Consider the following 26,012-nt stretch of genomic DNA (forward strand, 5'->3'; position numbering starts at 1 on the left):
CCTGACCCGCTCGCGCCGGGGGAGCTGCCACGCTGAATTTCCATGAGCTCCTCGAGATCTCCTCTGGTTCGCCGGACCGCCGAGTCCCGCGGCGCGCCGGAACGTTCGGCGCGGAGCGACCGGTCGACGCCGCGCACATCCGCGGATGTTTTCGACGAGGCCGGATTTCTCTCGCTGACCCCCGAGCGCGCCCGCGTGCTGCTCTTGGTCGCGGCCCGGCCGACGACCTACGCGCTCGTCGCCGTCGTCGTCCTCATGCTGGCCGCCCTGCTGTCCTCGGGCAGCAGCCTGGCCGGTACCTCGGGTGCGATCGCCGCGGGTTGGCTTGCCGCACACCAGGTTCCACTGGTGATCGGCAAAACCTCACTCGAACTCTTACCGCTGCTGCCCACCGGACTGCTGGTCTGGCTGACCGGTCGGGATTGTGCCCGCGCGGTCGAACCGGACAGTTCGCGCGCGGATCTCGGCTGGCTCGTCGGCGCCGCGCTGGCCGGACCGCTGCTGGTCACGGCCGTCTGTCTGGCGGTAGCCGAGGACGCCTCCGGTGTCGTCGCATTGCAGCCGCCGAATACGCTCGCCGCTTTCGGGTGGGTCGGCAGCGTCCATCTGGTCGGTGCGGCCGGTGGCATCGCGAGCCGGAACCGGCGTCGACTGTTCGACCTGCTGCGGCTGCCGGACTGGGCGATCGCCGGAACATTCGGCGCCGGACGAACGGTGCTGCGCCTGCTGGCCTGCGCCGCCGCGGTCGTCGTCGTGTCCTTCCTCGCGCACTGGTCGCGCATCGGTGACACCTTTCACACTGCTGGCAATGCGGCGGGTGCGCTCGGGCTGATCCTGCTCTCGCTGGCCTATCTGCCGAATGTGGTGGTCGCGACGGTCGGTGTGCTCGTCGGCTCGGGCGCGCAGTTCGGGGACGCGTCGATCAGCGTGTTTTCCGTTGTCGGCGGCCCGATTCCGGCCGTTCCGCTGATGGCGGCAGTGCCGACCGGACCGGCCGAAGGCTGGTGGCCGGTGCTGCTGTTGATTCCGGCCGCGGTGGGTGTGCTCGGCGGGCTCGATATCGGACGGACCTCCCACGACCGCGCGGCCGCGCCGTGGGCGACACTGACCTCGGCCGGTGTGGCGACCGTGATGTTGGTGCTGCTCGGCGCGGTGGCGGGCGGTGACCTCGGGACGTTCGGGCAGTTCGGGCTCGACCTGCCGATCTTCGCGGTCGTGACCTTCGGCTGGTCGGCCGTATCCGGCTATGTCGGTCTGGTGTTCGCACGCTGGATCGTCGTTCCCATCGGCGCACCGGTGACCGGGTACGACGACGAGTACGACGATTACTACGAAGACGACTACTACGACGACCACAGTGATCACTACGACGATCATTACGAGGACGATCACTACGACGAATACGACGACTACGACGAAGAATACGAGGACTACGTCGGCCCCGACTTCGAGGTGGAACTCGACGGCGAACTGGTCGAGGAGCAGACCGCCATCGCCCCCTCGGGCGTCACGGGCAGCAATACCGTGCCCGACATCGTCGATGCCGAAGTGGTCGAGGCGGACCTGCCGGAAAGTGACCGGGTGGACGGTCGTTAGGCTCTACTCGGCGGTGCAGCACCGCCTCCGTCATTCGACCGAACCGCAGGAGTGGACCGCTGACGTCATCGAATGCCCCGTGGGTGCCATCCGCGACCCCGGCAACCGTCGTCGTGCTGGCCTCTGGCGCCGGTTCTCTGCTGCGCGCCCTCATCGAGGCCGCCGCCGCTCCGGAATATCCGGCGACCGTCGTCGCCGTCGGCGTCGATCGCGTCTGCCAGGCCACCGAACACGCGGCCGCCGCGGGGATTCCATCCTTCCGGATGGCAGTGCAGGACTTTCCCGACCGATCCGCCTGGGATGTCGCGCTGACCGACGCGGTCGCCGCCTATGAACCCGATCTGGTGGTCTCGGCCGGATTCATGAAGATCCTCGGCCCGGTGTTCTTGGCCCGCTACGGCGGCCGGATCATCAATACCCACCCCGCGCTGCTGCCCGCATTCCCGGGCGCGCACGGGGTCCGCGACGCACTCGCCTACGGGGTGAAGGTCACCGGTTCGACCGTGCACCTGGTCGATTCCGGCATCGATACCGGACCGATCCTGGCTCAGGAGGCGGTACCGGTGCTCGACGATGACGACGAGGTCACGCTGCACGAGCGCATCAAGGTTGTCGAGCGACGGTTGCTGGCAGAGGTTGTCGCCGCCGTCGCCACCAGAGGCATTGTCTCCGACGGACGAAAGGCAGTAATTCCAGATGAGCGGGTACTTCGGTGAGTGAGCGTAAGGGGATTCGCAGGGCGCTGGTAAGCGTCTACGACAAGACGGGGCTCATCGAGCTGGCCAGCGGACTGCACGCCGCGGGCGTCGAGTTGGTCTCGACCGGTTCGACCGCGGGCAAGATCGCCGAAGCGGGCATTCCGGTGACCAAGGTCGAGGATCTGACCGGATTCCCGGAGACCTTGGACGGTCGGGTCAAGACCCTGCACCCGCGGGTGCACGCGGGCATCCTCGCCGATACCCGCAAGGCCGAACACGTCGACCAACTGGTCGAACTCGGTGTCGAGGCATTCCAACTCGTGGTGGTGAATCTGTACCCGTTCACCCAGACCGTGGCCAGCGGTGCGAGCAGCGACGAATGCGTCGAGCAGATCGATATCGGCGGCCCGTCCATGGTGCGCGCGGCCGCCAAGAACCATCCTTCGGTGGCGGTGGTGGTCGACAGCGGCGACTACGACGATGTACTCGCCGCGGTGCAGGCGGGCGGCTTCACACTGGCCCAGCGGACGGCGTTGGCGGCCAAGGCTTTTCAGCACACAGCAAGCTATGACGTCGCGGTCGCGAGCTGGATGACCAGCGTGCTCGCTCCGGCGTCCGAGCCGAATGAGACTGCCGCGCAACAATTCCCGAACTGGATCGGCGGCTCCTGGGAACGCGCCTCGGTGCTGCGCTACGGCGAGAACCCGCATCAGTCCGCCGCGCTGTACACCCAGAACGACGGCAGCCGGGGCCTGGCGCAGGCAAAGCAGTTGCACGGCAAGGAAATGTCGTACAACAACTACACCGATGCCGATGCCGCCTGGCGCGCCGCCTATGACCATGCCGCGCCCGCGGTCGCGATCATCAAGCACGCCAACCCCTGTGGCATCGCGATCGGTGCGGATCTCGCCGAGGCGCACCGCAAGGCGCACGCCTGCGACCCGGTGAGCGCCTACGGCGGCGTGATCGCGGCCAATGGCGAGATCACCGTGGAGATGGCCGAACAGGTCGCGGAGATCTTCACCGAGGTGATCGTCGCACCGTCCTATGCCGCCGGGGCGGTCGAAGTCTTGCAGCGCAAGAAGAATGTGCGCATCTTGGTCGCCGAGCCGCCGCGACGCGCCGGTGCGGAGTTGCGTCCGATCAGCGGCGGCGCACTGCTGCAGAGCCGCGATATCCTCGACGCCCCTGGCGACAACCCGGAGAACTGGACCCTGGTAGCGGGCGAGGCGGCCGATGCGGAAACCCTCGCCGACCTCGAATTCGCTTGGCGCGCCTGCCGTGCCGTGAAGTCCAATGCCATCCTGCTCGCCCATGACGGCGCCTCGGTCGGCGTCGGCATGGGCCAGGTCAACCGGGTCGATGCGGTCGGTCTCGCGGTGCAGCGCGCCGGTGACCGCGCCAAGGGGTCGGTCGCCGCATCGGATGCGTTCTTCCCGTTCTCCGACGGCCCGCAGCAGCTCATCCAGGCCGGTATCCGGGCCATCGTGCAGCCCGGCGGCTCGGTCCGCGACCAGGACACCATCGACCTGGCCCGCGAGGCGGGAGTCACCCTCTACCTCACGGGCTCTCGCCACTTCGCTCACTGAGTTGTCCCACAAGAGGGCGGGAGCCACCGGTTCCCGCCCTCTCGGACGCGATCGCCGAACCCGCCTAGACGGCGCTGAGGATCTGTCGGCTGCCGACGGGCGCCTTCAGCGGCACCTCGAGGGTGCCGAAAACCGCGATCATGGTGCACATTCGGCCGACCGCGTCGGCGCGCGTACCCGATCGAAGTTCCACGGTGACCGTCGAGTCGGTCTCGGTCACGCTGGCATCCACGCCGTAGCACTCCGGCGACCCGGTCTCGAAGTTGACGGCGATCCGATCATCGGTCACCCGCGACCACGATGTGAACGGAATCGGATGCGCGCCAACGATCGTCGGATCGGCGACGAATATCCGGCCCGCGTCGGCGGGTGTACCCTCGGTCGGCGTACTCTTCGCCGCGGTTGTCGTCGTCTTCTCTTGTGTCCCACCGTTATCGGAGCCACCGCAGGCGGTGACGGCGAGGCCGACGAACAATGCGACGGCGACTGCGGCGGGCCGAACTCGCGACATCCGATACATACCGACCACCCTAAACGACGCATCGCCGCTTCGAGCTGAGTCGTACCAGCAAACCTGGAGAATCGTCGGTTGGATTGTGCGACAAGATGATAGAGCGATGCAGCCCACGCAGTGAACATTCGGCTAAGGCTGCGCGTAATACCTCCGCATCTTCCGCCCGCCCAGTAGATTCGGGGCCGATGCTCGCCGAGCGGCGCGCATCGAGTCGGAATGCTCGGCACAGTAAAACCTTCGAAAGGAAGAACGTGGGCGACACGCTGCGCGTTGGTGAAGAACTCGGGCTCGGCCAGACTCTGGTCGGTGGTGCGTACACCCTGACCCTGCAGCCCGATGGCAATCTGGTGCTGTCGGAACCGGGCGGAAATGTCGTGTGGTCCACCCTGACTCACGATCAGGGCGTCGAGCGGGCTGTCCTGCAGGAGGACGGTAACTTCGTGCTCTACAAGGGCGAGGGCGCCGCATGGGCCACCGAAACCGATGGCCGGGAAGCGGACCGGCTGATCGTGCAGGCCGACCGCAATGTGGTGCTGTACGGCAAGGACGGCAGCGCGCTGTGGGCGTCGGACACCCAGACCGACAACCCGCTGCCCGCCCCGGAACCGGAGCCCGAGCCGGTCGCCGAGCAGGCCGCCGCACCCGCCGCCGAAGAGGTTCCGCCGCCGCCACCCGCCGCGCAGACCTACACGGTCGAGCCGGGTGACACCCTGTGGGCGATCGCCGAGCGCTTCTACGGCGACGGCAGCCGCTATCAGGAGATCGCGAACGCCAGCGGCATCGACAACCCGGATGCCATCAACCCCGGCCAGGTGCTCACCATCCCGTGACAAGCACCGTGATGTGCTAACGACGAAGGGCCCCGAGGCTGATTCAGCTTCGGGGCCCTTCCGAGTCGGTGCCTACCGGCTGGTGAACGGCAAAAGTGCCATCTCGCGGGCGTTCTTCACCGCGACGGCGACCTGGCGCTGCTGCTGCGGGGTGAGCCCGGTGACCCGGCGGCTGCGGATCTTGCCGCGATCGGAGATGAAGGTGCGGAGCAGGTTGACGTCCTTGTAATCGACCGTCTCGACGCCCGCCGCGATCAGCGGGTTCTTCTTCGGGCGACGGGCCTGCTCGGCGCGAACCTTCTTCGAGGGTGCTCGCTTGACTGCCATATGACGGTTTCCTTCTCGAGATCAGTGGTTGTCTACCAGCTCGATTTGTGCACACCGGGGAGCTCACCCCGATGGGCCATCTCACGTACACGCACGCGGGAGAGTCCGAACTTCCGGAGATGACCGCGCGGTCGTCCATCCGCGGCGTCCCGATTGCGCAATCGTACCGGACTGGCATCGCGGGGCAGCCGCTGTAGCGCCGACTGTGCCGCGGCGCGGACGTCCTCGGAGGTGGTCGGCTTGCGGATCAGCTCCTTGAGCTCCGCGCGCCGCGCCGCATGCCGGGCGACGATCTCCTTGCGCTGCTCATTGCGGGCGATCTTCGACTTCTTGGCCATCAGCGCTCCTCGCGGAACTCGACGTGCCTGCGCACCACCGGATCGTATTTGCGCAACACCATGCGGTCCGGATCGTTGCGCCGGTTCTTCCGCGTCACATACGTATATCCGGTTCCTGCAGTGGATTTCAGCTTGATGATCGGCCGGATCTCGGTCGATTTCGAGGCCATGGCGCTCCCCTCAGATCTTGTCGCCGCGGGCGCGGATGCGAGCCACCACGGCCTCGATCCCGTCCCGGTCGATGGTTTTGATGCCCTTGGCGGAGACCGTCAGCGTGACGCGCCGGTCCTCGCTGGGCAGGTAGTAGGTCTTGCGCTGGATATTGGGATTCCAGCGGCGGCTCGTCCGCTTGTGCGAGTGCGATACGGACTTGCCGAATCCCGGTTTGCGGCCGGTGACCTGGCAGTGGGCCGACATGCGGACTCCTTCCTGTATTTGACAATCATTTTCGACAACGGCTGTTCGACAATGTACCGTTGCCTGACAGCAAATGAAAATCGTTTCCGGTATGAGCGGATCGGGCCCGGAGGAGGCAGCCTGCCTAACCACGCGGGGCCTCCGCTCATGCCGAATTGGATACCGAAAGGGGTGCCGCGTGGAACCCGCTCTACTCCCATCCGGGAGGCAGTCCGACTGGAGAACGCCCGTCCTGGTGCTCGCCGGCTGCTCCGGAGCGGCCGCGGCGGGTGTGGCACAACTGGCCGCCGTGCTGCGCGAGACGCCGGGCACCGTCACAATCCGCCACGACCTGAGCGAACTCGGCGAGGGCATCGTGCATCGAACGGTGCGCATCGGCGAGCAGGAGACCGCGACCGTGCTCGAATTGGCACACGGCTGCGTCTCCTGCACCCTCCGCATCGATCTGCTGCCGCTGCTATGTGTGCTCGCCGCCCGTGAGTCGGTGGAACGCATTGTGCTGGAACTGGATCCGGCCTTCGAGGCGGAAGCGGTATGCCAGGCGATCGAGAATATCGTCGTCACCGGTGTGGTAGGTCGCGTCGACGGTCCGGCCGGTCGCGACGTGCGGATCGAGGCGGTGCTCACCTGTGTGGACGCGCGAACCTGGTTGGCCGATGCCACCGGCGAGGACACCCTCGCCGAGCGCGGACTGGCGAGCGCCGATGACGACCGCACCGTGGCACAGGTTGCGGTCGGGCAGGTCGACTTCGCGGATGCCGTTGTGGCACACGGTAATACCGGCGACCCGCTCGATCGGGCGCGACTCGGCGCGGTACTTTCCCGGCTCGTGCCCGAGGCGCCGGTGGCCTGGATCGACGATATCGAGCTGCTCGATTCGGCCGATGTCGAGGCATTGCTCGCGCGCATCCCGGCCCAGTCGCGGCGCGGGCGCGTCTTCGATGCCCATGCGCCACTGCTGCGTGGCGAGCCGCCGCTCGGCGCCGAATACGGTATCGCCCTAGTCGAATTCGCCGCGAGCCGCCCATTCCATCCGGCCCGCCTGCACGAGGCGCTCGACGTGCTCTTCGACGGCGTCGTGACCGCGCGCGGCCGGATGTGGCTGGCCACCCAGCCGAACGAGGTGGTGTGGTTGGAATCGGCGGGCGGCGGATTGCGTGTCGGCGGAGCGGGACCGTGGCTGGCCGCCATGAGCCCGAGCGAGTTGGAGCAGGCCGACCCCACGCGCCGGGCCATGGCCGCGCTGCGCTGGGACGAGCACTTCGGCGACCGCGACATTTCGCTGGTCATCCTGGCCCATGACGCGGACCCGGCCGAGATCCGAAAGGCACTGCACTGGGCGCTGGTCGAGGACGACGAACTGCGCCTGGTGGAACGCGCACCGGAGCGGGTCGCGCAGTGGGAGGACCCCTTCGGCGAATGGCATGCCGACCCGTGCGAATCCGGCGAACCCACCGGCCTGCCGATCGACGGTCAGGCGAAAAGTCCTAGAGGAGAGGCGAAATGAAGACTGGCATACATCCGGATTACCACCCGGTGGTGTTCGAGGATTCGAGCACCGGAAAGCGGTTCCTGACCCGATCCACCGCCACCAGCGCACGCACCGTCGAGTGGGAAGACGGCAATAGCTACCCGCTGCTGGTCGTGGACGTCACCTCCGATTCGCACCCGTTCTGGACCGGCGCCCACCGCGTGCTGGATACCCAGGGCCGGGTGGAGAAGTTCGAGCGCAAATACGGCAAGCGGGCATCGTCCCGGCCTTCACGAGGGGAGGGCTGACATGGCGGTGCCCAAGCGCAGGATGTCGCGGTCGAATACCCGCAGCCGCCGCTCGCAGTGGAAGGCGACCCCGCCGGACCTGGTGCCGGTCAGTGTCGGTGGCGTCGTACACAAGGTGCCGCGCCGTTTGGTGCAGGCGGTCAAACGTGGACTTGTCGATCTAGGGCGACGTTGATGCCCTAGTACTACAACGGAGCGAGTCTTACGAGCGACCGTTCGCGGCCCGTCTCGCGTCCGAGTCGTCGAAGCGCATGCGCCGCAGGCGCGAGTCTCGACGGCTCGGACGCGAGACCAAGGGGGCCGCGAACACGCAGCGCCGAAGGCGCTGCCGAAGTTTCAGCCCGCCTTTTCGGCGAGCTGCACCAAGGTGGCGGCGAGCTGGAAGAACTTGTTGTTGCCGAGGTCGGCGATGGTCTTGATTTTCAGGGCCTCCAGCAGCTGCTTATCGTGCGCCGGGGTGAGGCCCGCCAACGCCGACGGCGGGGCGGAGAGGATTTCCTTCAGCGACTTGTTCTCGAATTCCTTGTCGAGAGCCTTGTCGAGCACCACGTTTACGGTCATGCGAACTCCTTCGTACGAACCGGTATGTGCAAACCGACGATAACTCGCGCGGTGCTGGCGTGGGACCGAATGCGTGGGGTCGATGGCAGACCGACCGGAATGGTCCGATGCCGGTCTCGGAGCCGAACCACTCGACAATGGGCAATCTGATAGCTACTCGAGTGGCTCGTGTCACATGGCAATTTTCCAGTTCTGCGATTGCGATGCGGTAGCTCACCGGTCAATTACGTACTGAGAGTTGGTTTTTCGTGTCCGTAAAAGTCCTGGCGCAGTGATGATTTCGTGCTCTCGCGCCGGTACCCTCATCCGGGAGGGCGGGTTCTCGGAACCCCGGTTCACCCGGATCTCCGAGAACCCGCTCATCGCCAAACTTCCGGCCGTTACGCCGATTTCCCCACTTCCCGATTACCCGGCAGACCTGGCAAGTCCGGCAACAGGGACTCCAGTCGAGCCAGTTGCTCACCCACGAAATCGGCCGGCCCCTCGATCAGCGAGAGCGGCCACGGCCAATGCGGTCCGTCCAACCGCTTGACCTCCTCGACCAGATCCGCGGTGGTGGCTTCGAGTTCGCTGATCTCCGTGCGCAATTCGCCGACTTGCGTACGCAACTCGGCTGATTCATCCTCGAGCTCCTTGATCCGCTGCAGCGCCGCCGCCACACCGTCCACCAGCGTGCGATACCGGCCATGCCCATCGGTGCCGAGTTGCGGCCAACCGGACAGCTCCGGACCGCGCAGCTGGATCTGGATATCGCGCAGCACTGCCTCTTGTTCCGGCGTCACGTCCGGTTCCTCCTCTACGAAGTCCCACTGACCGAAATCGATTGTCTCGGCTTCGTTTACATCGCAGAGCACGCCGCCGACGACCACCTGCCGCAATGTCTGATGGATATTGCGCCTGGCCTCCACATTGCTGCCCGACCAGGCATCGGTCTGCCACGACCAGGCCGCCACGCCCGCGTCCAGCGCTCGACTGATCGACCAAAACCCGCCGTAAATGCCCACATTCGCGGCGCCGAGCACGGTGGCCGCGCCTTCGAGATAGGCATTGATCGCCACCTGGTCCTGCGGCGTCGAATCGAAATCCGCGGAAAAGTAGATCGGCCGATCCGATCGTCCGCCGCAGCGCAGTACCTGCGCCAAACCCGCACGGGCATCGATGATTCCGGCGCCGTAGCCGTCCAGCATCCTGGCCGCGGTCGTCTCCCAGTTCGACACGATGGAGATGCCGTTGGCCCGCAGGTCTTCGGCCTCGGCCGGGGTCAACTGCTTGCCGGGCAGGGTCGCACCACCCTCGGACAGATAGCGCACCACGAAATCGAAACCGGCCGCTCGGATGGCCGCGCCGCCGGGACGCCCCGCCGCGTAGTCCAGCCCCAAACGCATAGCTGTAACTGTAGGGGGTGTCGGTGGCCGAAATCGGCGGCATTGCCGAACCCGCCAAAACTGTAGGCGCCCGGTGGTTGACTGGGTCCGTGGAGGTGCCTATTCACTAGAAACGGAGATGACCGATGCCCATACGCAACGAGGCATGGCCCGAGGGAACCCCGGCCTGGATCGACTGTCAGGTTGACGATCCCGGTAAGGCCGCGCAGTTCTATGAGGGTTTGTTCGGCTGGGAGATCCAGGACAGCGGCCCGGATTCGGGCGGCTATCTGATGGCGTTGAAAGCCGGTGCGCCAGTGGCCGGAATCGGTCCGAAGCCGCTGTCGATGCCGGGCATGCCATCGGTCTGGACCACCTACTTCGCGGTCGAGGACGCCGATGCCACCGCGGCGAAGGTGCAGCAGGCCGGTGGTGAGCTGATCGCGCCGACCTTCGATGTCATGGAATTCGGCCGGATGTTCGTCGCGACCGATCCGGTCGGCGCGGTCTTCGCGGTATGGCAGGCGACCGGACACAATGGCGCGGCCGTCTACAACGAGCACGGCGCCTACGGCTGGAACGAACTGCACACCCGCGATATCGAGGCGGCCAAGCGGTTCTACCGCGACGTATTCGGCTTCAGCTACACCGAATTCGACTTCGGCGACGCCGAGTACGTGGTGTTCACCCCGCCGACCAGAACCGAGGGCGTCGGTGGCATCGCCGACGAATCCGGTAAGCCCGCCGACGGTATGCCCTCGTACTGGCTGGTGTGGTTCCAGCACGACGATGTGGACGCCGGTGTGGCCAAGACCACGGAATTGGGCGGCCGGGTGCTGCAGGCGATCGCGGATTCACCCGCCGGACGCTCGGCGGTCATCGCCGGTCCACAGGGCGAGGCGATCGGCATCATCGATCCGAGCAAGACGGTCGGCGAGATGCCCGCACCGAAGGCCTGAGCAGCGAGCTGGATTCGGCTCAGCGCACCGACTGGAGCTCGGAACGGAGCCGGTCCGACCGCAGCTCGGACCGGCGCTTGGCCTCGAGCGCCGCCGCGGTCTCGCGGCGGTCGGGTGCGATGAGCACCGCGCTGATCGGGATCGTCAGCGCCAGCGATCCGATGACGAACATCGGGAAGACGAACTCGAACAGCGTGAGGCCGTCCGGCGCCTTCGCGGTTGCATCGATATTCGGGTCGATGGCCGCGACCCCGGCGTAATACATGCCCGCCACACCGGCGGCGAACAGCAGCACCGTCGCCGCCCGGGCGAGCAGCCCGTGCAGCGCCTGGAACGACCACAGCGTGCCGACACCGGTGATCAGCGCAACCACCATCGCTACCGCCGCGAGCCACGGGGAGATATCGACCGACCCCTGGATGCGGATGGACCCGAGCCCCAGATACAGCGTGAGACCGATCCCGATTCCCATGACCAGACCGCCCGGGATGAGCCGGGCCGGTTGCAGCCGACGGCCGATGACGATCAGCGCGACGAATACCGCGACGAACGAGGTCACCATGGCCGCGATCATCTTGCCGCCGTCGAAGCGCGCCGCGGTACCCGAAATATCGAGGCCGAGCAGCGCGACCGAGGTCGACAGCCAGACTCCGACGCCGCCGAGCGCCACCGCGGCCGAGGTCACCCACACCAACCGGAACCGGGACGAGCGCGCCGCGTGCAGCACGCAGGCCAGCCCGACCACGGCGCCGAGCACCGAAACACCGAAGGAGAGTCCGGCGACCCAGTACCCCATCGAGAACTGGTCCACCGCAGCGCCGTCGTTCGCCGCGGCGAACAACCGGACGTCATGCATGTCGGGCGGTTCCTTCCAATTCGAGCGCCTTCAATTGGGCGATCGCGTATTCGGTGACGGCCGCGAGCGCCTGGCGGACCTCCACGGCATTGCGCGCGTCGATATCCACGATGGGCACCCCCTCGCGCACCGAAAGCGCCTCGCGCAGTTCGGCGATCGGGAAGCGCGGCGCGTCCGGGAATCGGTTGACCGCGATCAGGAACGGCAGCTTGCGCGCCTCGAAGAAATCGACCGCGGCGAAGCTGTCCTCGAGCCGTCGGGTGTCGATGAGCACCACCGCGCCGATGGCGCCGCGGATCAGGTCGTCCCACATGAACCAGAAGCGGCGCTGGCCGGGGGTGCCGAACAGGTACAGCACCAGGTTGCCCGGCAGGATGATCCGGCCGAAATCCATGGCCACCGTGGTGGTTTCCTTATCCGGGGTATCGGCGAGATCGTCGATGCCGTCGGAGAAGCGGGTCACCATGGCCTCGGTGCGTAGTGGGACGATCTCCGATACCGCGCCGACGAAGGTCGTCTTACCCGCGCCGAAGCCGCCCGCGACCACGATCTTGGTCGAGGCGACCCGAGTGTCTGCCTCGGCGGGTCCGGTATTGCCGGATCCGGAGTTGCCGGGCTGCCCGTAATTTCCGCCTTGCCTATAGGGCACGGAGTCCACGCAAAGTCCTCTCCATAAGGGAACGGCGCTCGTCGAAGCTCGCCTCGTCGGTCAGTGTCGAATGCACGCGCAGCGCGCCGTCGACGACGAGGTCACCGACCATGACCCGGACCATGCCGAGCGGTCGATCCAGGTGGGCGGCGATCTCGGCGACCGACAGCCGGTGCGTGCCCAGCCGCAGGATCTCGGTGCGCAGATCGCCCGCCGGCCAATCGAGATGCGCAGTGTACGACAGGGTTTCGATAACCGCTTCGAGCGGTAGGTCGACCGCGGGTTCGGTACGCCCGGAGGTCAGGGCATACGGTCTGACGCGGGTGGTCGGCCGGTTCGGTCCGTGGCCGAATGGACTCGACATCGTTGGATCAGACGGCTGTCCGGGCGGTGGCCGTGACCACCGTGCCCACCCGGTCGACGAGCAGGGCCATCTCGTAGCCGATCCGGCCGATATCGTGCGACTTGTTGGCGAGCACGGCTAGGTGCGACCCGTTGCCGACGCTCATCACCAACAGGTAGCCGCGCTGCATCTCCACGATCGACTGCATCACCTTGCCGCCGTCGAACAGCGACGCCGCTCCGGTGGCGAGGCTGGCCAGACCGGCGGTGACCGCGGAAAGCTGTTCGGCGCGGTCCGAGGGTAGATTCGGACTGGTCGCCTGCAGCAGACCGTCCGCCGTCACCAGCACCGCATGCGACACCCCGGGCACATCCTTGGTGAAGCGGGCAACCAGCCAGTTGAGGTTCTCGTCCGTGGTGCTGTTCGGGTTGGTCATACAAGCCCTCCGTCGTTGTACTGCGCTTCGGCCCGCCCGCTGCGGACCCCACTGAGATGCCTGGTCAGGTTGTTCCGGATCTCCTCCGGATCGCGTATGCCGGGTTCCTCGACCGGCGCCAGGCCGCCGGGCACCAATTGCGCTCCGGGCCTGCGGATCGGCAGTCCGCCGACGGTACGGGCCTCGGCGGTCGGATGGCTGGCCTGTTCGGCGGCCGTCCAGCCCGCATCGGCGGGGGAGGTCCATGCCGACGGTGAGGTTTGCGCCGTCGCGGGTTCGACCAACCACTCCGAGACCATTCGCTGATAGATCGGCGTGGGCGTTTCGCCCTGTACGGGCTGTAGTCGGGTCGAGGTGTTGGTCGCGGCGTCGGCCGAGACCGGCTGTAGTCGCGTCGAGGTCTGCTCGGATTCGGCTGCGGCGGCGGGCCTTCGGGCCGGCAGCGGCGTCCGCAGCGCGGGCTGGGGCCCGGTCTGCTGCGCTTCGGCGGGCTCGCGCGAGACGATCGGATTCGATCCGGTGTTCGCCGGTTCGTCGGGCTGTTCGGCCCACAGATCGGTGACCGCGCCGAGTGGCGCCTGCTGCGGTTCCACCTCGACGACCGAATTCGGTCCGGTGGCAGGCTCATCCGTCGGGGTCGGCGGCCCGAACGGGGCGATGCGGGACCGGTCGTCCTCGCCGCGGCGGCCGCTCGGATTCTCCGCGAATACGTCGACCGAGGTTTCCGTGTGATCGTCGCCGGGTACCGGTATCTCAGGCGCGTCGGCGACGCGCATGGTCGGACGACGTTGGGGTAGACCGGAACTGGTGACCGCGAACCGGGACGGCTCACGCTGCGGCAGGCTCGGCACCGGCACCAGCGTGCGCGGCGGCTGCTGTTGCGAGGGTGCGGGCAGTGCGGCCATGGTCTGCGCCTCGATAATGGCCCGCTGGTTCGGATCGGTCGCATCGAGCGGCGGCGCGACCAGTGCGCCGGGCAGGTGCACGCTCGCGGTGATACCGGGCTGCTGTGCCATGGTCGAGGTGCGGCGCAGGCTCACCGTGATGGTGTGCCGCTTGGCGAGTCGGCCGACGACGAAAAGGCCCATGCGGCGGGCGGTTTCGACGGTGACCTCACCACCGGAGGCCAGCCGGTCGTTGGTGAGTTGCAGATCCTCCAGCGACATGCCGAGGCCGCGGTCGGTGATCTCGATCAGGTAGCCGCCGTCGACCGCGCGTGCCACCATCACCGCGACCGGTGTGGTCGGCGGGGAGTAGCGCAGCGCGTTATCGATCAACTCGGCCAGCAGATGTTCGATGTCGACAGCGGGCTCACCGGCGACGATGCCGTCGGGCACCGCGCCGATTTCGACCCGCTGATAGTCCTCCACCTGGGAAACCGCACTCCAGAGCATGTCCGATAGCGGCACCGGGTGTAGCTGACCGCGGCGCAGCGCGGTACCGGCGAGCACCAGCAGGTTGTCGCCGTTGCGGCGCATGCGGGTGGCGAGGTGGTCGAGGCGGAACAGGCTTTGTAGCCGTTCGGCATTGTCCTCGTCGTGTTCCAGATCCTCGATCAGCGATAGCTGCTGTTCGACGAGGGATTGGCTACGGCGGGAAAGGGTTTCGAACATATTCCCGATCTGCAGCCGCAGTCGGGCCTGATCGGCGGCGAGATTCAGCGCCTGCTCGTGGATCTCGTCGACGGCGCGCGCCAGCTGACCGACCTCGTCGGTGGTGTGCACGCCGACCGGGGTGATCTCCGGGGTGGCCCCACCGCTGCGCACGACCGCGAGTTCGTCGGGCAGTTTGACGTGCGCGACCTCCAGTGCGTCGCGACGCAGCCTGCGCACCGGGACGACCAGGGTGCGCGCGACGGCGAGCGCCAACGCCAGACCGGCCAGCAGCATGCCGATGACGATCGTGGTCTCGCGCAGCGCGCCGGTCTGCGCGTCGGTGGTCCGATGCGCCAGTGCCTTATCGATGGTGTCGGCCAGGGAATTGGTGGTCTTCTCGTAGGTGTCCGAGCTGACCTGTAGTGAATCCAGCACGGCCGGATTCGATGTCGGATCCCCACCGTTCTGACTGAATGCGCCGAGGCGGATGCCGACCGCGTCGAGCAGCGGCCGCATATTCGGCGCATTGTCCGGCAGGATGATGCCGTAGGTATTGATCATGGTCATCTCGGCACCGGCGGAGGTGAGCACCTTCGCGCGCACGCTCGGATTGCGGCCCGCGTCGGGGGAGCCGATCATCATGCGCTGCTGGGTGAGCACGCGCCGGGCGTTCTGGAGCGCGCCGATCTGCAGGAAGTAGCGCTGGATGACGAGGTCCTCGACCGAAGGCGAGAGGGCGTAGGCGTTGCCGATGCGAACCGCGATCTCATCGGCCTGCTCACCGACCATCATCGGCGATCCGTTGCGCAGGCTATTGCGCATGGTGGTGCCGGTGGCCACGGCCGAGGCCAATTCGGAGGTGACCCGGGTGCTCACCTTGGTGGTGCGCATTCCGGCCTCGAGATCGGCGAGTGCCTGATCGAATTTCGTCAATGCCGCGTCCGTCGCCGGATCCGCGGTGTTACCCCAGGAGGCGGTTGCCGCGACCGCGAGTTGTTCGGTGGCCGTTCCGAACTTGACGATCGGGCGAATGATGATGACCTGTTCGGTCGCCGCGTCCAACTGGGACATGGTGCGCAGTTCGTTGTTGATGCGGAGCACGGCGAAGACGGTGGCCAGCAGCACGGGCAGGACCAGCACGATGCCAACCTTGCGAGTGACCGACCAGTTGGACAGACTGAATTGCCAGGACCGCGGTGCAGCTTCCATCCGCTTCCGTTGCCTCCGCTTCACGAGCTTGCACGTGTGCCCCCGGATGGCGCGTGGCTGTTCGGTTTTGATTCAACCCGCTGAGAACCAACTAGAGGTCTTCTTTTTACCGCAGGGAACATACCGCGCAGAGTGACTAACGGCAATCTGGGGCAGTCGCTCTGTAATTCACTCGAATATGGCTACTCAGAACGGGTTTCGTCGCCCAAAACGGTTGCCGGTTTCCGTCGAGATCTGTACGTGATCACAAACGTGCTGGTCGCTCGTCCAGCCCCTAGTGGGTGGCATCGATGCTGGCGCGGCGTGTCGGACGGCGCCCTCTCAGTCGACTCTCAGTCGATGCGGTCAAACTGGGGTCATGCGCATTCTGGTAGTCGACGACGATCGTGCCGTCCGGGAATCGCTGCGCCGGTCACTGACCTTCAACGGCTACTCCGTCGATCTCGCCGTCGACGGTGTGGACGCGCTGGAGAAAGCAACCGGGCAGCGACCGGATGCACTCGTGCTCGATGTGATGATGCCCAGGATGGATGGGCTCGAAGTTTGCCGACGCTTGCGCAGCACCGGAGACGATCTGCCGATTCTGGTTTTGACGGCGCGCGATTCGGTTTCCGAACGAGTAGCCGGACTCGATGCCGGTGCCGACGACTATTTGCCGAAACCATTCGCGCTGGAGGAATTGCTGGCCCGATTGCGCGCGTTGTTGCGCCGCCGGGCCGCCGATCCCGGCGAGGTTTCCGAGGCCATGACGTTCGCCGATCTGTCGCTGGATCCGGTGACCAGAGAGGTGACCCGCGGCGACCGGTCGATCAGCCTCACCCGCACCGAGTTCGCCCTGCTGGAAATGCTGATGGCGAATCCGCGCCGAGTGCTGACCCGCAGCCGCATCCTCGAGGAGGTCTGGGGCTACGACTTCCCGACCTCCGGCAATGCGCTCGAGGTCTATATCGGCTACCTGCGCCGCAAGACCGAGGCCGAGGGCGAGGCCCGGCTCATCCACACCGTGCGCGGTGTCGGCTACGTGCTGCGCGAAACACCCCCGTAGGCGAGTCGACACTCCATGGCCAGAACCAATCCCAAGCGACCAGTGGTCGCGGCCCTCGGCGCGTATCCCGCGGAACCGCCGGATATGCGCCCGCCCATGCCGTTGACCAGATCGGTCTCGCTGCGCTGGCGGGTAACCCTGCTCGCCGCCTCGGTGGTGGCCATCGCCGTGGCCGTCACCTCCATCGCCGCCTATGCCATGGTGGCCCGCGCACTGAACGCCGATGTGGACTCGCAGCTGAAGGCGCGCGCGAACACCATGATCAACAATAATTTCGACAGTTTGGGTTTTCAGTCGATCGTGCTGGCTGGCCTGTACTCGAATGATGTCGGAGTGGCGCTGATATACGCGAAAGACAAGGCGTATATGCCGCCGCAGCAAACGATTCCGCCGGTCGGCACCCAGGAACTCGCGGTCGCCAACGGTGAGTTGCCCTCGTCGCTGCGCACCGTGAGTAATCAGCGAGTCCTCGCGGTGCCGACACATTCCGGTGCGACGCTGGTCGTCTCGCAGCGATTGCAACCGACCCGCGAGGTACTGGACCGGCTGGCCTGGTTGTTGTTCGTCGTCGGCGGTTGCGGTGTTGTGCTGGCAGCGGCGGCCGGAACCGCGGTCGGCCGCACCGGGCTGCGCCCGATCGGCAGACTCACCGCGGCGACCGAACGGGTCGCCCGCACCGACGATCTGACACCTATTCCGGTGACCGGTGACGATGAACTCGCAAGGCTCACCGAGAGTTTCAACGCAATGCTGCGCGCGCTCGCCGAATCGCGCGAACGGCAACGTCGATTGGTCGCCGACGCCGGACACGAATTGCGCACGCCGCTGACCTCGCTGCGCACCAATATGGAATTACTTATCGCCTCCAGTCGCCCTGGCGCACCGCGGATTCCGGAGCAGGATATGGCCGAACTGCGTGCCGATGTGATGGCTCAGATCGAGGAACTATCGACTCTGGTCGGCGATCTGGTCGATCTGGCCCGCGAGGACGCGCCCGAAACCGTCTACGAGCGAGTGGATCTCGGCGAAGTGGCCGAGCGCGCGCTGGAGCGGGCCCGCCGCCGCCGCGGTTCCATCGAGTTCGCCGCGCAGTTACAGCCCTGGTTCGTATACGGCCACGAGGCAGGCCTGGAGCGCGCGATTCTGAATGTTCTCGACAATGCCGCCAAATGGAGTCCGGCGGGCGCGCAGGTGAAGGTCACCATGCGCGAAACCGGTCGCGGCTTGCTCGAACTCGATGTCGACGACGCCGGACCCGGTATTCCGATCGCCGAGCGCGAGCTGGTGTTCGACCGTTTCTATCGGACCACGGCATCGCGTTCCATGCCGGGTTCGGGGCTCGGGCTTGCGATTGTCAAACAGGTGGTGACCAAGCACGGCGGCACGATCACCATCGAGACTTCCGAGCGCGGCGGCGCCTTGATCCGGATCGTGCTGCCGGGCGCGGCGACCATGCTCGACGGTGCGGCCGACTCCGTAACCGATTGACGCCGTTCGGGACTAAGGTGAGGGCGGGGCGGTCCGTGATATCTCGGAAAACTGATAGCGGGGTCTCAGTTCGCTCTCAGTCGTCGTCGCCAAGCTGGTCGAAGACGTAAGGAGAAAAATGACCGAGGATTCCAAGGAAGGCGTGACGCCACAGCCGGATAACGCCAACAGCGCGTCCGGTCCGCATCCGACCCAGGAGATCCCGGTCGCACCACCGGGCCAGCCCTATGCACAGTCTGGATACGAGCCTCGGACAGCGACACCGCGTCCGACGATCTGGCAGCAACGCACACCGTTCAACCCGACTCAGCAGTTCCCCGGTCCCGAAGCGGGTCCGGAATACGCTCAGCAATTCCCAGGTCCCGAGCCGGGCCCGGAAAACGTCCGACCGTCCTACGTCCCGCCCAACCCACCCGGCGGGCCGTATCCCGGCGCCGTATTCAGCGCCGAGCCGCAGCCCGAACCCGCACGTCGCCCGGTGCGCACCGGCCTTGTCGTCGGCGCGGTCGCGCTCGCACTGGTCAGCGGTGGTGTCGGTGGCGCGGTCGGCTCGCTGGTCACCCGCTCCGACAACGGACACACCACGGTGACCAATGCCCTGGACGCACCCAAGCCCAATGTCAGCAATGTCGCCAACGCACCGGCCGGCTCCACCCAGGCGGTGGCGCAGAAAGTGCTGCCGAGCGTGGTGATGATCAAGGTCGCCAGCAATCGCGCGCAGGGCGAGGGCTCCGGTGTGGTGCTGTCCTCCGACGGTCTGATCCTGACCAATAACCATGTCGCCTCCGGCGGTGGCGCCAACGCCAAGATGGAGGTCGCCTTCGCCGACGGCAGCACCGCACCGGCCACGCTGATCGGCGCCGATCCGGTCTCCGATCTGGCGGTAATCAAGGTGCAGGGCAAGGACGGGCTGACCCCGATCGAGCTCGGTACCTCGTCGAATCTCGCGGTCGGCCAGCCGGTCATCGCCATCGGCTCGCCGCTCGGGCTGGCTGGCACGGTGACCACCGGCATCGTCTCGGCACTCAACCGTCCGGTCTCCACCAACGGCGAGGGCACCCCGAGCCAGGTGCAGCCGGTCATCGACGCGATCCAGACCGACGCCGCGATCAACCCGGGCAACTCCGGTGGCGCGCTGGTCGATGCCAGCGGCAAGCTCATCGGCATCAATACCGCCATCGCCAGCCTCGGCGGCAGCGAGGCGTCCGGTCAGCAGAGCGGTTCCATCGGCCTCGGCTTCGCCATCCCGGTCGATCAGGCCCGCCGGGTCGCCGACGAACTCATCAAGACCGGTCACGCCACCTACGCCCAGATCGGCATCAAACTGCGCCCGCAGGACACCGCCGCACGGGTACTCGACGCGACCCCGGACGGTCCCGCCGCCAAGGCGGGCATCCCGGCCGGTGCCATCATCACCAAGGTGGACAGCCGGACCATCGACTCCGGCGACGCACTGATCGCCGCGGTCCGTTCCCATCAGCCAGGAGACAAGGTGAAGATCACCTACACCGATGAACAAGGCAACAACCCCAAGACCGTCGACGTGACGCTCTCCGGCGCGGCCGCGGACGGCGGCCGATGATGCGGGTGCTGCCCGGCGGATTGTCGGCACGACCGGGAGCCGACGCCCACCTCGTGGATCTGGACGCTACGGTTACCAACATGGAAATCGATGCTCCTGTGGCGGGGCGTGCTCTGGTGGTGGTCGTCGACGATCGAACGGCGCATGGAGGTGTGGACTCGCTCGGGCCGCTGGTCACCGAGCTGCTCACCGAGGCGGGTTTCCTGGTGGACGCTTCGGTATCGGTGCAGGCCGATGAGGTGGAGATCCGCAATGCGCTCAACACCGCGGTGATCGGCGGTGTCGACCTGGTCATCTCCGTCGGCGGCACCGGTATGTCCCCGCGCGATGTCACCCCGGAGGCCACCTCGCAGGTGCTCGACCGGGAACTGACCGGAATCAGCGAGGCGCTGCGCTCTTCGGGTCGCGTCGCCGGTTCGCTCGACGCCGGTCTCTCGCGCGGGCTGGCCGGTATCTCGGGCAGCACATTGGTGGTGAACCTGCCGGGCAGCCGGGCCGCGGTCCGCGACGGCATGGCAACCCTCGGTCCGCTCGCCAGCCGAGTGATCGGCGAGCTGTCCGGATTGGCGGAATAAATTACCGCCGCGGACTCCTCCGACGACCCTCGCCCGGCGACACGCCGGGCGAGGGACGCGGCGCGTCTGGCAAAAATTTTCGGCGACGTCCTTCCGGAGACGACCAGTGACGAGCGCGGCGCCGATTCCGAATCGTTATCCGACGACTGGTTCCGCTCGCAGGTGCCGCCACATCACGGCTCCTGACTCATCTACGGTCCAGCCACGTATTACCGTCGGGCGTTGCGCCTTCATCCACCACGAACTCCTCACGCTGAAGTTTGCTGAACCATGAAGTACGGCGTTGGCCCGTAGTTATTGATGGCGTCATCGCGCCGGTGGCCGACTTTGCCCGTCGCTCGAGTGGCGCTTCTTTCCTGTTTATGCACGTCAAGCAATATGAGCATTTGAGATGGTGTGATCTAGATCACATTGATCTTAACGAAAACTTACGTTGCCAGACCGTTACTGGTCGGTTTAATCTCGCCACGAGCCACCCACGCTGCTGGATCTCGCAGGCCCGGGTGCGGCACGTACGTTTGTCGACTCGGCGGAACTCGGCTCGGTTCCGATGCCAGCGCTGACCGTTGCGCCGAAATAACAGCCGGTTACATGTCGGCAACAATCGGGGCACAAACTGAGCTGGGCCTGAGAGGACCAACGTCCAGCCTCGATGGTCGAGGTTGACTGTTAGAACCTGATGAGGGGAAGTATGAGCGAGAACCGCACCAACGGTCTGCGCCGCGGTGCCCGGATCGCGGGCGTCGGCGCTGCCGCGGCCGTGGCCATGGGCCTGCTTTCGACCGGTGCTGCCAATGCCGATACCTTCGTGCCGTTGCCGGACGGTCAGAAGGGCGGACCCGATGTGACTCTCACCCGCACGGGTGAGCACGCCCTGATTTCGCCTTCGCTGGCGGCCAACGGTGCCGGCCGTGTGGTCTGGGTTTCGGGCAACGCCGTCGCCGATGTGAATGTCACGCCGGAAGGCACGGTCGGCCCGAACAACGGCGCCTCCGGCGCCCCGGGTACCAACAACTCCTCGACGCACGGCGCATCGCAGCTGAGCACCGGCTACATCGTCGGCTGCCAGGTCAGCATCGCCAGCGATGCCATCTCGGCCGGTCTGTCCGGCGGTATCAACCTTTCGGGCGGTTCGCTCGGCGGTTCGATCGGCCTCAACCTCGGTCCGGGTGAAGTCAAGTTCGTGCAGATCGACTACAAGGACATTCTGAAGCCGGGTCGCTACTCGGTCGAGTACCAGGATGCCGAGATCGAGATCCAGGGCTGCGCGGGCTACGCCCAGGCGCGTGCCTACACCGTCGTCGAGATCATCGGTGACCACTACTCGAAGACCACCCTCTACGGGCAGCCGTTCAGCATCGGCTGACGTCGGTCAATCCACGAATATTCTTCTCGCTCAAGCGAATCAACCCTCGAGGGATTATCAGCATGATCAACCGTAAGAACGTGGCACGGGTGGCCGGTGTCGGCGCCGCTGCCACTGTCGCTCTTGGCCTGTTCTCCACCGGCGCCGCGAACGCCGATACCTTCGTGCCGCTTCCGGGTGGCTCGATCACCAAGACGCTGTCCGACGGCACTGTCGTCACCATCAGCCTGACCGGCGAATCCGCCAACATCAACCCGTCCATGGGCTCGACCCCGCTGCACCGCAACGCGTGGGTTTCGGGTAGCGCTCAAGTCAGCGTTTCCGGTGACGGCGGCGGCTCGATCTTCCCGGGCTACACCGTCGGCTGCCAGGTGAACATCTCCGGTGGCGGCGCCACCGGTGGTGTCGAGGGCACCGCGGACTGGAGTGGCGACACCGTTACCGGTGGTGTCGGCGCGACCAGTGGCGCCAACCTCACCCTTGGCCCCGGCCAGTCGCAGTCGTTCTACGTGCTCGACCTCGAGCAGGCCGACGACTTCGGCAATGAGGCGCACAAGAAGCGCAATAAGTTCAAGAACGGCAGCGGCTCGGTCACCTGGGCCGATGAGACCATCGGCCTGACCGGCTGCGCCGGTTACGCCCAGGCTCGTGCCTTCGTCAGCGTCGAGGTGGAGACCGACAACGTCATCACCTGGACCACCCTGTGGGGTCAGCCGTTCAGCCTCGGCTGATCGGCAGGGGCATCGCCCACTGAAAACCCGAACGGGCTCGTCGCATTCGCGGCGGGCCCGTTTTCGTTGTGAAATCCCTTAGCGCCCAGCTGAATTCGCGGATCGCGGCGGATCGAGCGGTAACATGTGCGAAATCTCATAGTAATTCGGCGCAAACCACTAAAATTGGGCGCACCCAAGATCGTCCACCGACGAGATTGTCGGCAAACCGCTTGATGGCCAATGTCTTTCCAGCGAGCGGTGTCGGCATGAAAGGGTTTTCGGCCTCGGTACCCCGAGGGCGACCGCTAGAATCCGATGAGGGGAAGTATGAGCAAGAACCGCACCAGCGGTCTGCGTCGAGGTGTCCGCATCGCGGGTGCCGTTGTCGCTGCCGCTGCTGGGATGGGCCTGCTTTCGACCGGCGCTGCCAACGCCGATGTTTTTGTGCCGTTGCCGGACGGCCAGAAACTGGGCCCGGGCGTGACCGTCAGCCGTACGGCTGAACACGCCTTGATTTCACCATCTTTGGCCGCAAATGGCGCGGGCCGAGTCGTGTGGGTCTCGGGTAACGCCATTGCCGATGTGTCCATCACTCCCGAGGGCACCATCGGCCCGAACAACGGCGCCTCAGGGGCGCCGGGTACCAATAACTCCTCGACGCACGGCGCTTCGCAGCTGAGCACCGGCTATATCGTCGGTTGTCAGGTCAGCATCGCCGATAACGCGATCTCGGCCGGGGTTTCCGGCGGCATCAACCTCTCGGGCGGTTCGCTCGGTGGGTCGATCGGCCTCAATCTCGGCCCGGGCGATGTCAAGTTCGTTCAGATCGATTACAAGGACATTCTGAAGCCGGGTCGCTACTCGGTCGAGTATCAGGATGCGGAGATCGAGATCCAGGGCTGCGCGGGCTACGCCCAGGCGCGTGCCTACACCGTCGTCGAGATCATCGGCGACAACTACTCCAAGGTCACGCTGTACGGAGCGCCGTTCAGCATCGGCTGACCGCGGTGGGATCTGTCGAATCTCCACTCGCCGAATCGAATTCATCGAACTCAATCGCTAGGGGTAGTACCAATCATGATCGATCGTAAGTTTGTGGCGCGCGTGGCCGGGCTCGGCGGCGCCGCCGCGTTGGCGCTGGGCCTGCTGTCCACCGGTGCGGCGAATGCCGACACCTTCGTTCCGCTACCGGGCGGCCAAATCGTCAAAACGCTGTCCGACGGAACGGTTCTCACCATCCGGCTGGTCGGCGAATCGGCCAATATCAATCCGTCCATGGGTGCCACACCGGTGCATCGCAATGCGTGGGTGTCCGGTAGCGCGCAGGTCGAGGTGACCGACGGCTGGAACGGCGCGATCTTCCCGGGTTATGTCGTTGCCTGCCAAGTGAATATCGACGGCGGCGGTGCCGAGGGCGGCGTCACCGGCGGTCTGGACTGGAGCGACAGCCAGAACGTCAAGCCGAAGGTGAGCGCGAGCAGCGGCGCCAACCTGAGTCTCGGTCCCGGCCAGGCGCAGTCGTTCTACGTGCTCGACCTGGAGCAGGCCGACGACTTCGGCAATGAGGCGCACAAGAAGCGCAATAAGTTCAAGGGCGGCAGTGGCTCGGTCACCTGGGCCGATGAAACCATCGGTCTCAGCGGCTGTGGTGGCTACGCGCAGGCGCGGTCCTTTGTCAGCGTCGAGGTCGAGACCGACAATGTCATCACCTGGACGACGTTGTGGGGTCAGCCGTTCAGCCTCGGCTGAGTAATCCGCTCGAATATGTGAGCGGGCCCGTCGCGTGTGCGACGGGCCCGTTTGCGTTGTGGCGCAGTAAATTACCGTATGTGGTTGTGGTGCAGTCGAATTCCTGTCGATGTTGGCGGACAGGGAAATTCGGTTCAGAATTCGTGACGTCCGCCCGCGCTGCGCTGGCCGTCGGCGAGCAGGTCGCGGATCTCGATCAGCACCTCGGAATCGCTGAGTTTGGTATCCGGGGTGGTGCCGAACCGCTTCTTCGCGTGCAGTGCGGGGAGCACCAGCACGAAGTACAGTACCGCCGCGATGATCACGAAATTGATGGCCGCGGTGATGAGCGGACCCACCTGCACAAAGGTTGCCGGTTTATCGGCAACCAGCCGGAAACCGAGGGTGATGTCGTCGCGCTCGGCGAACATGGCGAGTATCGGGTTGATGATGCCATTGGTGAACGCGGTGACGATCGCGACGAACGCGGTACCGATCACCACGGCTACTGCCAGGTCGACGACGTTTCCGCGGAGTAGGAAATCCTTGAAACCCTTGAGCATTGCCGATATCTCCTCTTCGGGTGGGAGCTGACTCGTTGTGCTCGGCGGTCCGGGCTGCCGTATCGACCGATGCTAGTTGACCTTGATGGCAAATGCTTGGCAACTTCGCTCAATGAAAAACGACGGTCAGGGCCGTGCGCAGCGAGGCAGCGGCGACCGCGGTGGCGTGTTCGGCGTCCATCGCGACCAGAACCACCCGCTCGGGCGCACCGCGCCGGTCACCGGGACCGGATACCAGCACGACCGCCGCATTGATCGCGAGCAGCCGGGCTGGTCGAGTGCCGGGGCCGCCTTGTTCCTCGGCCCCGATGACATCCACTCGATCACCCGCCCGCAGTATCTCCGCAACCGCCGTATCTGCCAGCCGAATGGGCACGATCCGGGCATCACCCGCACCCGTTGCGACCGCCGCCAGGCGTGGTCCGACGATACGTAGATCGGTGAATACCTCCCCGGTGCGCATAGCGCCGGTCAGCGTCGCGCCGACCAGGACGGCGATATCGTCGACCGCACCCGCGGGCAGTGCGCCGGATTCCAGATGTGTCGAGCGCAGATCTGTTGCCTCGAGCAGATGGCCCGGGGGTAGATCGCGTCCGGCGACGACGACCTCCGCGCGTGCACTGCCGGGATCACCGCGCAGGAACAGGACGATCGCGAGTGCGGTCAGTGCCGCTGCGAGCAGGCGTCGGGCGAGCAGCGCATCGGCCCATGGTGGCCTATTCCAGATAGCCGAGCGCAGCGTATCGCCGCGGCCGAGATCGGCGAAGGATCGGGTCTTGCCCGACAGAGTGATGCCCAGGGGAGCCATGCCGGGAGCCTATGGTCATCAGCACTGCGACTCGCCCGAGAAAAGCGCGCCCTGTGGATAACGGCAGCCCTGGGGACAACTCCA

General features: G+C 66.1%; 31 protein-coding genes. 17 read left to right on the top strand and 14 right to left on the bottom strand.

Annotated features, from left to right (window positions below; all coding sequences use genetic code 11):
* Nucleotides 1-42: 42 nt before the first annotated feature.
* The 3 genes from ACQP1T_RS05575 to purH all read left to right on the top strand — a co-directional run bounded on the left by ACQP1T_RS05575 (nt 43) and on the right by purH (nt 3,883).
* Nucleotides 43-1,596, top strand: coding sequence for a cell division protein PerM (locus ACQP1T_RS05575; protein WP_433758870.1), 1,554 nt, complete (start codon nt 43-45; stop codon nt 1,594-1,596).
* Nucleotides 1,597-1,679: 83 nt separating this feature from the next.
* On the top strand, nt 1,680-2,312 hold the full coding sequence (purN, locus tag ACQP1T_RS05580; RefSeq protein WP_433758871.1) for a phosphoribosylglycinamide formyltransferase: 633 nt from the start codon (nt 1,680-1,682) through the stop codon (nt 2,310-2,312).
* A complete protein-coding gene (gene purH / locus ACQP1T_RS05585) occupies nt 2,309-3,883 on the top strand; it encodes a bifunctional phosphoribosylaminoimidazolecarboxamide formyltransferase/IMP cyclohydrolase (RefSeq protein ID WP_433758872.1) in 1,575 nt (524 codons plus the stop codon). Before purN ends, purH begins: the two co-directional genes overlap by 4 nt.
* A 64-nt stretch (nt 3,884-3,947) precedes the next feature.
* Here the strand turns inward: purH and ACQP1T_RS05590 are convergent, their stop codons facing one another.
* A complete protein-coding gene (locus tag ACQP1T_RS05590) occupies nt 3,948-4,403 on the bottom strand; it encodes a hypothetical protein (RefSeq protein WP_433758873.1) in 456 nt (151 codons plus the stop codon).
* Between the two features lie 245 nt (nt 4,404-4,648).
* Here ACQP1T_RS05590 and ACQP1T_RS05595 point away from each other — a divergent pair, with 245 nt between their 5' ends.
* Nucleotides 4,649-5,227: a LysM peptidoglycan-binding domain-containing protein gene (locus ACQP1T_RS05595; RefSeq protein ID WP_433758874.1), complete on the top strand. Its 579-nt coding sequence runs from the start codon at nt 4,649-4,651 to the stop codon at nt 5,225-5,227.
* Between the two features lie 72 nt (nt 5,228-5,299).
* On the opposite strand, the gene rpsR is transcribed toward ACQP1T_RS05595, so the two are convergent.
* The 4 genes from rpsR to rpmB are packed head-to-tail and all read right to left on the bottom strand — an operon-like array spanning nt 5,300 to nt 6,309.
* A complete protein-coding gene (rpsR, locus tag ACQP1T_RS05600; protein WP_040695439.1) occupies nt 5,300-5,554 on the bottom strand; it encodes a 30S ribosomal protein S18 in 255 nt (84 codons plus the stop codon).
* 32 nt (nt 5,555-5,586) lie between these two features.
* Nucleotides 5,587-5,892, bottom strand: a complete 306-nt coding sequence (gene rpsN / locus ACQP1T_RS05605) for a 30S ribosomal protein S14 (protein WP_433758875.1) — start codon at nt 5,890-5,892, stop codon at nt 5,587-5,589.
* Nucleotides 5,892-6,062: a 50S ribosomal protein L33 gene (gene rpmG / locus ACQP1T_RS05610; protein ID WP_397037302.1), complete on the bottom strand. Its 171-nt coding sequence runs from the start codon at nt 6,060-6,062 to the stop codon at nt 5,892-5,894. Before rpmG ends, rpsN begins: the two co-directional genes overlap by 1 nt.
* 10 nt (nt 6,063-6,072) lie before the next feature.
* Nucleotides 6,073-6,309: a 50S ribosomal protein L28 gene (gene rpmB, locus ACQP1T_RS05615; RefSeq protein ID WP_433758876.1), complete on the bottom strand. Its 237-nt coding sequence runs from the start codon at nt 6,307-6,309 to the stop codon at nt 6,073-6,075.
* 178 nt (nt 6,310-6,487) lie between these two features.
* Between rpmB and mrf the strand changes: the two genes are divergently transcribed.
* Genes mrf through rpmF form a run of 3 tightly spaced genes read left to right on the top strand, consistent with a single transcriptional unit; the run spans nt 6,488 to nt 8,263 of the window.
* Nucleotides 6,488-7,816, top strand: a complete 1,329-nt coding sequence (gene mrf, locus ACQP1T_RS05620) for a ribosome hibernation factor-recruiting GTPase MRF (protein WP_433758877.1) — start codon at nt 6,488-6,490, stop codon at nt 7,814-7,816.
* Nucleotides 7,813-8,088 carry a type B 50S ribosomal protein L31 gene (locus tag ACQP1T_RS05625; protein WP_433758878.1) on the top strand — a complete coding sequence of 92 codons (276 nt, stop codon included), beginning with the start codon at nt 7,813-7,815 and terminating at the stop codon, nt 8,086-8,088. Before mrf ends, ACQP1T_RS05625 begins: the two co-directional genes overlap by 4 nt.
* Nucleotide 8,089: 1 nt before the next feature.
* Nucleotides 8,090-8,263: a 50S ribosomal protein L32 gene (rpmF, locus tag ACQP1T_RS05630; protein ID WP_433758879.1), complete on the top strand. Its 174-nt coding sequence runs from the start codon at nt 8,090-8,092 to the stop codon at nt 8,261-8,263.
* Nucleotides 8,264-8,424: 161 nt separating this feature from the next.
* Here the strand turns inward: rpmF and ACQP1T_RS05635 are convergent, their stop codons facing one another.
* On the bottom strand, nt 8,425-8,649 hold the full coding sequence (locus tag ACQP1T_RS05635; RefSeq protein ID WP_433758880.1) for a hypothetical protein: 225 nt from the start codon (nt 8,647-8,649) through the stop codon (nt 8,425-8,427).
* A 380-nt stretch (nt 8,650-9,029) separates the two neighbouring features.
* Nucleotides 9,030-10,034 carry a glycoside hydrolase domain-containing protein gene (locus tag ACQP1T_RS05640; protein ID WP_433758881.1) on the bottom strand — a complete coding sequence of 335 codons (1,005 nt, stop codon included), beginning with the start codon at nt 10,032-10,034 and terminating at the stop codon, nt 9,030-9,032.
* Nucleotides 10,035-10,159: 125 nt separating this feature from the next.
* On the opposite strand from ACQP1T_RS05640, the gene ACQP1T_RS05645 reads away from it, so the two are divergent.
* Nucleotides 10,160-10,972: a VOC family protein gene (locus ACQP1T_RS05645; protein WP_433758882.1), complete on the top strand. Its 813-nt coding sequence runs from the start codon at nt 10,160-10,162 to the stop codon at nt 10,970-10,972.
* Between the two features lie 19 nt (nt 10,973-10,991).
* Here ACQP1T_RS05645 and ACQP1T_RS05650 read toward each other — a convergent pair whose 3' ends face one another.
* The 5 genes from ACQP1T_RS05650 to ACQP1T_RS05670 form a co-directional block, all read right to left on the bottom strand.
* Nucleotides 10,992-11,828 (bottom strand): MHYT domain-containing protein, encoded by an 837-nt coding sequence (locus ACQP1T_RS05650; RefSeq protein WP_433758883.1) that lies wholly within the window; start codon nt 11,826-11,828, stop codon nt 10,992-10,994.
* The gene (locus tag ACQP1T_RS05655) at nt 11,821-12,378 is read right to left on the bottom strand and encodes a GTP-binding protein (RefSeq protein WP_433761991.1); all 558 of its coding nucleotides are present in this window, start codon (nt 12,376-12,378) and stop codon (nt 11,821-11,823) included. Before ACQP1T_RS05655 ends, ACQP1T_RS05650 begins: the two co-directional genes overlap by 8 nt.
* An 88-nt stretch (nt 12,379-12,466) precedes the next feature.
* Nucleotides 12,467-12,841: a DUF742 domain-containing protein gene (locus tag ACQP1T_RS05660; protein ID WP_040695427.1), complete on the bottom strand. Its 375-nt coding sequence runs from the start codon at nt 12,839-12,841 to the stop codon at nt 12,467-12,469.
* A gap of 7 nt (nt 12,842-12,848) precedes the next feature.
* Nucleotides 12,849-13,256, bottom strand: coding sequence for a roadblock/LC7 domain-containing protein (locus ACQP1T_RS05665; protein ID WP_062986522.1), 408 nt, complete (start codon nt 13,254-13,256; stop codon nt 12,849-12,851).
* Nucleotides 13,253-16,060 (bottom strand): ATP-binding protein, encoded by a 2,808-nt coding sequence (locus ACQP1T_RS05670; protein WP_433758884.1) that lies wholly within the window; start codon nt 16,058-16,060, stop codon nt 13,253-13,255. Before ACQP1T_RS05670 ends, ACQP1T_RS05665 begins: the two co-directional genes overlap by 4 nt.
* A 358-nt stretch (nt 16,061-16,418) precedes the next feature.
* Between ACQP1T_RS05670 and ACQP1T_RS05675 the strand changes: the two genes are divergently transcribed.
* The 9 genes from ACQP1T_RS05675 (at nt 16,419) to ACQP1T_RS05715 (ending at nt 24,578) form a co-directional block, all read left to right on the top strand.
* Nucleotides 16,419-17,105, top strand: coding sequence for a response regulator transcription factor (locus tag ACQP1T_RS05675; protein WP_062986518.1), 687 nt, complete (start codon nt 16,419-16,421; stop codon nt 17,103-17,105).
* A 15-nt stretch (nt 17,106-17,120) separates the two neighbouring features.
* Nucleotides 17,121-18,593, top strand: coding sequence for an ATP-binding protein (locus ACQP1T_RS05680; protein ID WP_433758885.1), 1,473 nt, complete (start codon nt 17,121-17,123; stop codon nt 18,591-18,593).
* A gap of 118 nt (nt 18,594-18,711) precedes the next feature.
* Nucleotides 18,712-20,175: a trypsin-like peptidase domain-containing protein gene (locus tag ACQP1T_RS05685; RefSeq protein ID WP_433758886.1), complete on the top strand. Its 1,464-nt coding sequence runs from the start codon at nt 18,712-18,714 to the stop codon at nt 20,173-20,175.
* 80 nt (nt 20,176-20,255) lie between these two features.
* The gene (locus ACQP1T_RS05690) at nt 20,256-20,750 is read left to right on the top strand and encodes a MogA/MoaB family molybdenum cofactor biosynthesis protein (protein ID WP_433601315.1); all 495 of its coding nucleotides are present in this window, start codon (nt 20,256-20,258) and stop codon (nt 20,748-20,750) included.
* Nucleotides 20,751-20,936 (top strand): hypothetical protein, encoded by a 186-nt coding sequence (locus ACQP1T_RS05695; RefSeq protein WP_084484180.1) that lies wholly within the window; start codon nt 20,751-20,753, stop codon nt 20,934-20,936.
* A 505-nt stretch (nt 20,937-21,441) separates the two neighbouring features.
* On the top strand, nt 21,442-22,116 hold the full coding sequence (locus ACQP1T_RS05700; protein ID WP_357467544.1) for an MspA family porin: 675 nt from the start codon (nt 21,442-21,444) through the stop codon (nt 22,114-22,116).
* Between the two features lie 62 nt (nt 22,117-22,178).
* Nucleotides 22,179-22,847, top strand: a complete 669-nt coding sequence (locus ACQP1T_RS05705; protein WP_062986512.1) for an MspA family porin — start codon at nt 22,179-22,181, stop codon at nt 22,845-22,847.
* Nucleotides 22,848-23,156: 309 nt separating this feature from the next.
* Complete coding sequence (locus ACQP1T_RS05710) at nt 23,157-23,831, top strand: MspA family porin (protein WP_433758887.1); 675 nt, start codon at nt 23,157-23,159, stop codon at nt 23,829-23,831.
* 75 nt (nt 23,832-23,906) lie between these two features.
* Entirely contained in the window at nt 23,907-24,578 is a 672-nt protein-coding gene (locus tag ACQP1T_RS05715) for an MspA family porin (RefSeq protein ID WP_397037277.1), read from the top strand.
* A gap of 134 nt (nt 24,579-24,712) precedes the next feature.
* Here ACQP1T_RS05715 and mscL read toward each other — a convergent pair whose 3' ends face one another.
* Complete coding sequence (gene mscL, locus ACQP1T_RS05720; RefSeq protein ID WP_433758888.1) at nt 24,713-25,120, bottom strand: large conductance mechanosensitive channel protein MscL; 408 nt, start codon at nt 25,118-25,120, stop codon at nt 24,713-24,715.
* Between the two features lie 109 nt (nt 25,121-25,229).
* Nucleotides 25,230-25,928 (bottom strand): SAF domain-containing protein, encoded by a 699-nt coding sequence (locus tag ACQP1T_RS05725; RefSeq protein WP_433758889.1) that lies wholly within the window; start codon nt 25,926-25,928, stop codon nt 25,230-25,232.
* Between the last annotated feature and the right edge of the window lie 84 nt (nt 25,929-26,012).

This window comes from Nocardia sp. CA-135398 (genome assembly GCF_050955845.1).
Classification (GTDB): domain Bacteria; phylum Actinomycetota; class Actinomycetes; order Mycobacteriales; family Mycobacteriaceae; genus Nocardia.

Bases quoted from the DNA above. Each gene is read 5' to 3' on its own strand.
- ACQP1T_RS05675 (WP_062986518.1), top strand. From the start codon at position 16,419: ATGCGCATTCTGGTAGTCGACGACGATCGTGCCGTCCGGGAATCGCTG.
- ACQP1T_RS05640 (WP_433758881.1), bottom strand. From the start codon at position 10,034: ATGCGTTTGGGGCTGGACTACGCGGCGGGGCGTCCCGGCGGCGCGGCC.
- ACQP1T_RS05680 (WP_433758885.1), top strand. From the start codon at position 17,121: ATGGCCAGAACCAATCCCAAGCGACCAGTGGTCGCGGCCCTCGGCGCG.
- ACQP1T_RS05715 (WP_397037277.1), top strand. From the start codon at position 23,907: ATGATCGATCGTAAGTTTGTGGCGCGCGTGGCCGGGCTCGGCGGCGCC.
- ACQP1T_RS05590 (WP_433758873.1), bottom strand. From the start codon at position 4,403: ATGTATCGGATGTCGCGAGTTCGGCCCGCCGCAGTCGCCGTCGCATTG.
- ACQP1T_RS05660 (WP_040695427.1), bottom strand. From the start codon at position 12,841: ATGTCGAGTCCATTCGGCCACGGACCGAACCGGCCGACCACCCGCGTC.
- mscL (WP_433758888.1), bottom strand. From the start codon at position 25,120: ATGCTCAAGGGTTTCAAGGATTTCCTACTCCGCGGAAACGTCGTCGAC.
- rpmG (WP_397037302.1), bottom strand. From the start codon at position 6,062: ATGGCCTCGAAATCGACCGAGATCCGGCCGATCATCAAGCTGAAATCC.
- ACQP1T_RS05710 (WP_433758887.1), top strand. From the start codon at position 23,157: ATGAGCAAGAACCGCACCAGCGGTCTGCGTCGAGGTGTCCGCATCGCG.
- ACQP1T_RS05645 (WP_433758882.1), top strand. From the start codon at position 10,160: ATGCCCATACGCAACGAGGCATGGCCCGAGGGAACCCCGGCCTGGATC.
- ACQP1T_RS05670 (WP_433758884.1), bottom strand. From the start codon at position 16,060: ATGGAAGCTGCACCGCGGTCCTGGCAATTCAGTCTGTCCAACTGGTCG.
- rpsN (WP_433758875.1), bottom strand. From the start codon at position 5,892: ATGGCCAAGAAGTCGAAGATCGCCCGCAATGAGCAGCGCAAGGAGATC.
- ACQP1T_RS05725 (WP_433758889.1), bottom strand. From the start codon at position 25,928: ATGGCTCCCCTGGGCATCACTCTGTCGGGCAAGACCCGATCCTTCGCC.
- rpsR (WP_040695439.1), bottom strand. From the start codon at position 5,554: ATGGCAGTCAAGCGAGCACCCTCGAAGAAGGTTCGCGCCGAGCAGGCC.
- ACQP1T_RS05690 (WP_433601315.1), top strand. From the start codon at position 20,256: ATGGAAATCGATGCTCCTGTGGCGGGGCGTGCTCTGGTGGTGGTCGTC.
- ACQP1T_RS05625 (WP_433758878.1), top strand. From the start codon at position 7,813: ATGAAGACTGGCATACATCCGGATTACCACCCGGTGGTGTTCGAGGAT.
- ACQP1T_RS05700 (WP_357467544.1), top strand. From the start codon at position 21,442: ATGAGCGAGAACCGCACCAACGGTCTGCGCCGCGGTGCCCGGATCGCG.
- ACQP1T_RS05665 (WP_062986522.1), bottom strand. From the start codon at position 13,256: ATGACCAACCCGAACAGCACCACGGACGAGAACCTCAACTGGCTGGTT.
- rpmB (WP_433758876.1), bottom strand. From the start codon at position 6,309: ATGTCGGCCCACTGCCAGGTCACCGGCCGCAAACCGGGATTCGGCAAG.
- ACQP1T_RS05685 (WP_433758886.1), top strand. From the start codon at position 18,712: ATGACCGAGGATTCCAAGGAAGGCGTGACGCCACAGCCGGATAACGCC.
- ACQP1T_RS05575 (WP_433758870.1), top strand. From the start codon at position 43: ATGAGCTCCTCGAGATCTCCTCTGGTTCGCCGGACCGCCGAGTCCCGC.
- ACQP1T_RS05635 (WP_433758880.1), bottom strand. From the start codon at position 8,649: ATGACCGTAAACGTGGTGCTCGACAAGGCTCTCGACAAGGAATTCGAG.
- ACQP1T_RS05705 (WP_062986512.1), top strand. From the start codon at position 22,179: ATGATCAACCGTAAGAACGTGGCACGGGTGGCCGGTGTCGGCGCCGCT.
- ACQP1T_RS05650 (WP_433758883.1), bottom strand. From the start codon at position 11,828: ATGCATGACGTCCGGTTGTTCGCCGCGGCGAACGACGGCGCTGCGGTG.
- rpmF (WP_433758879.1), top strand. From the start codon at position 8,090: ATGGCGGTGCCCAAGCGCAGGATGTCGCGGTCGAATACCCGCAGCCGC.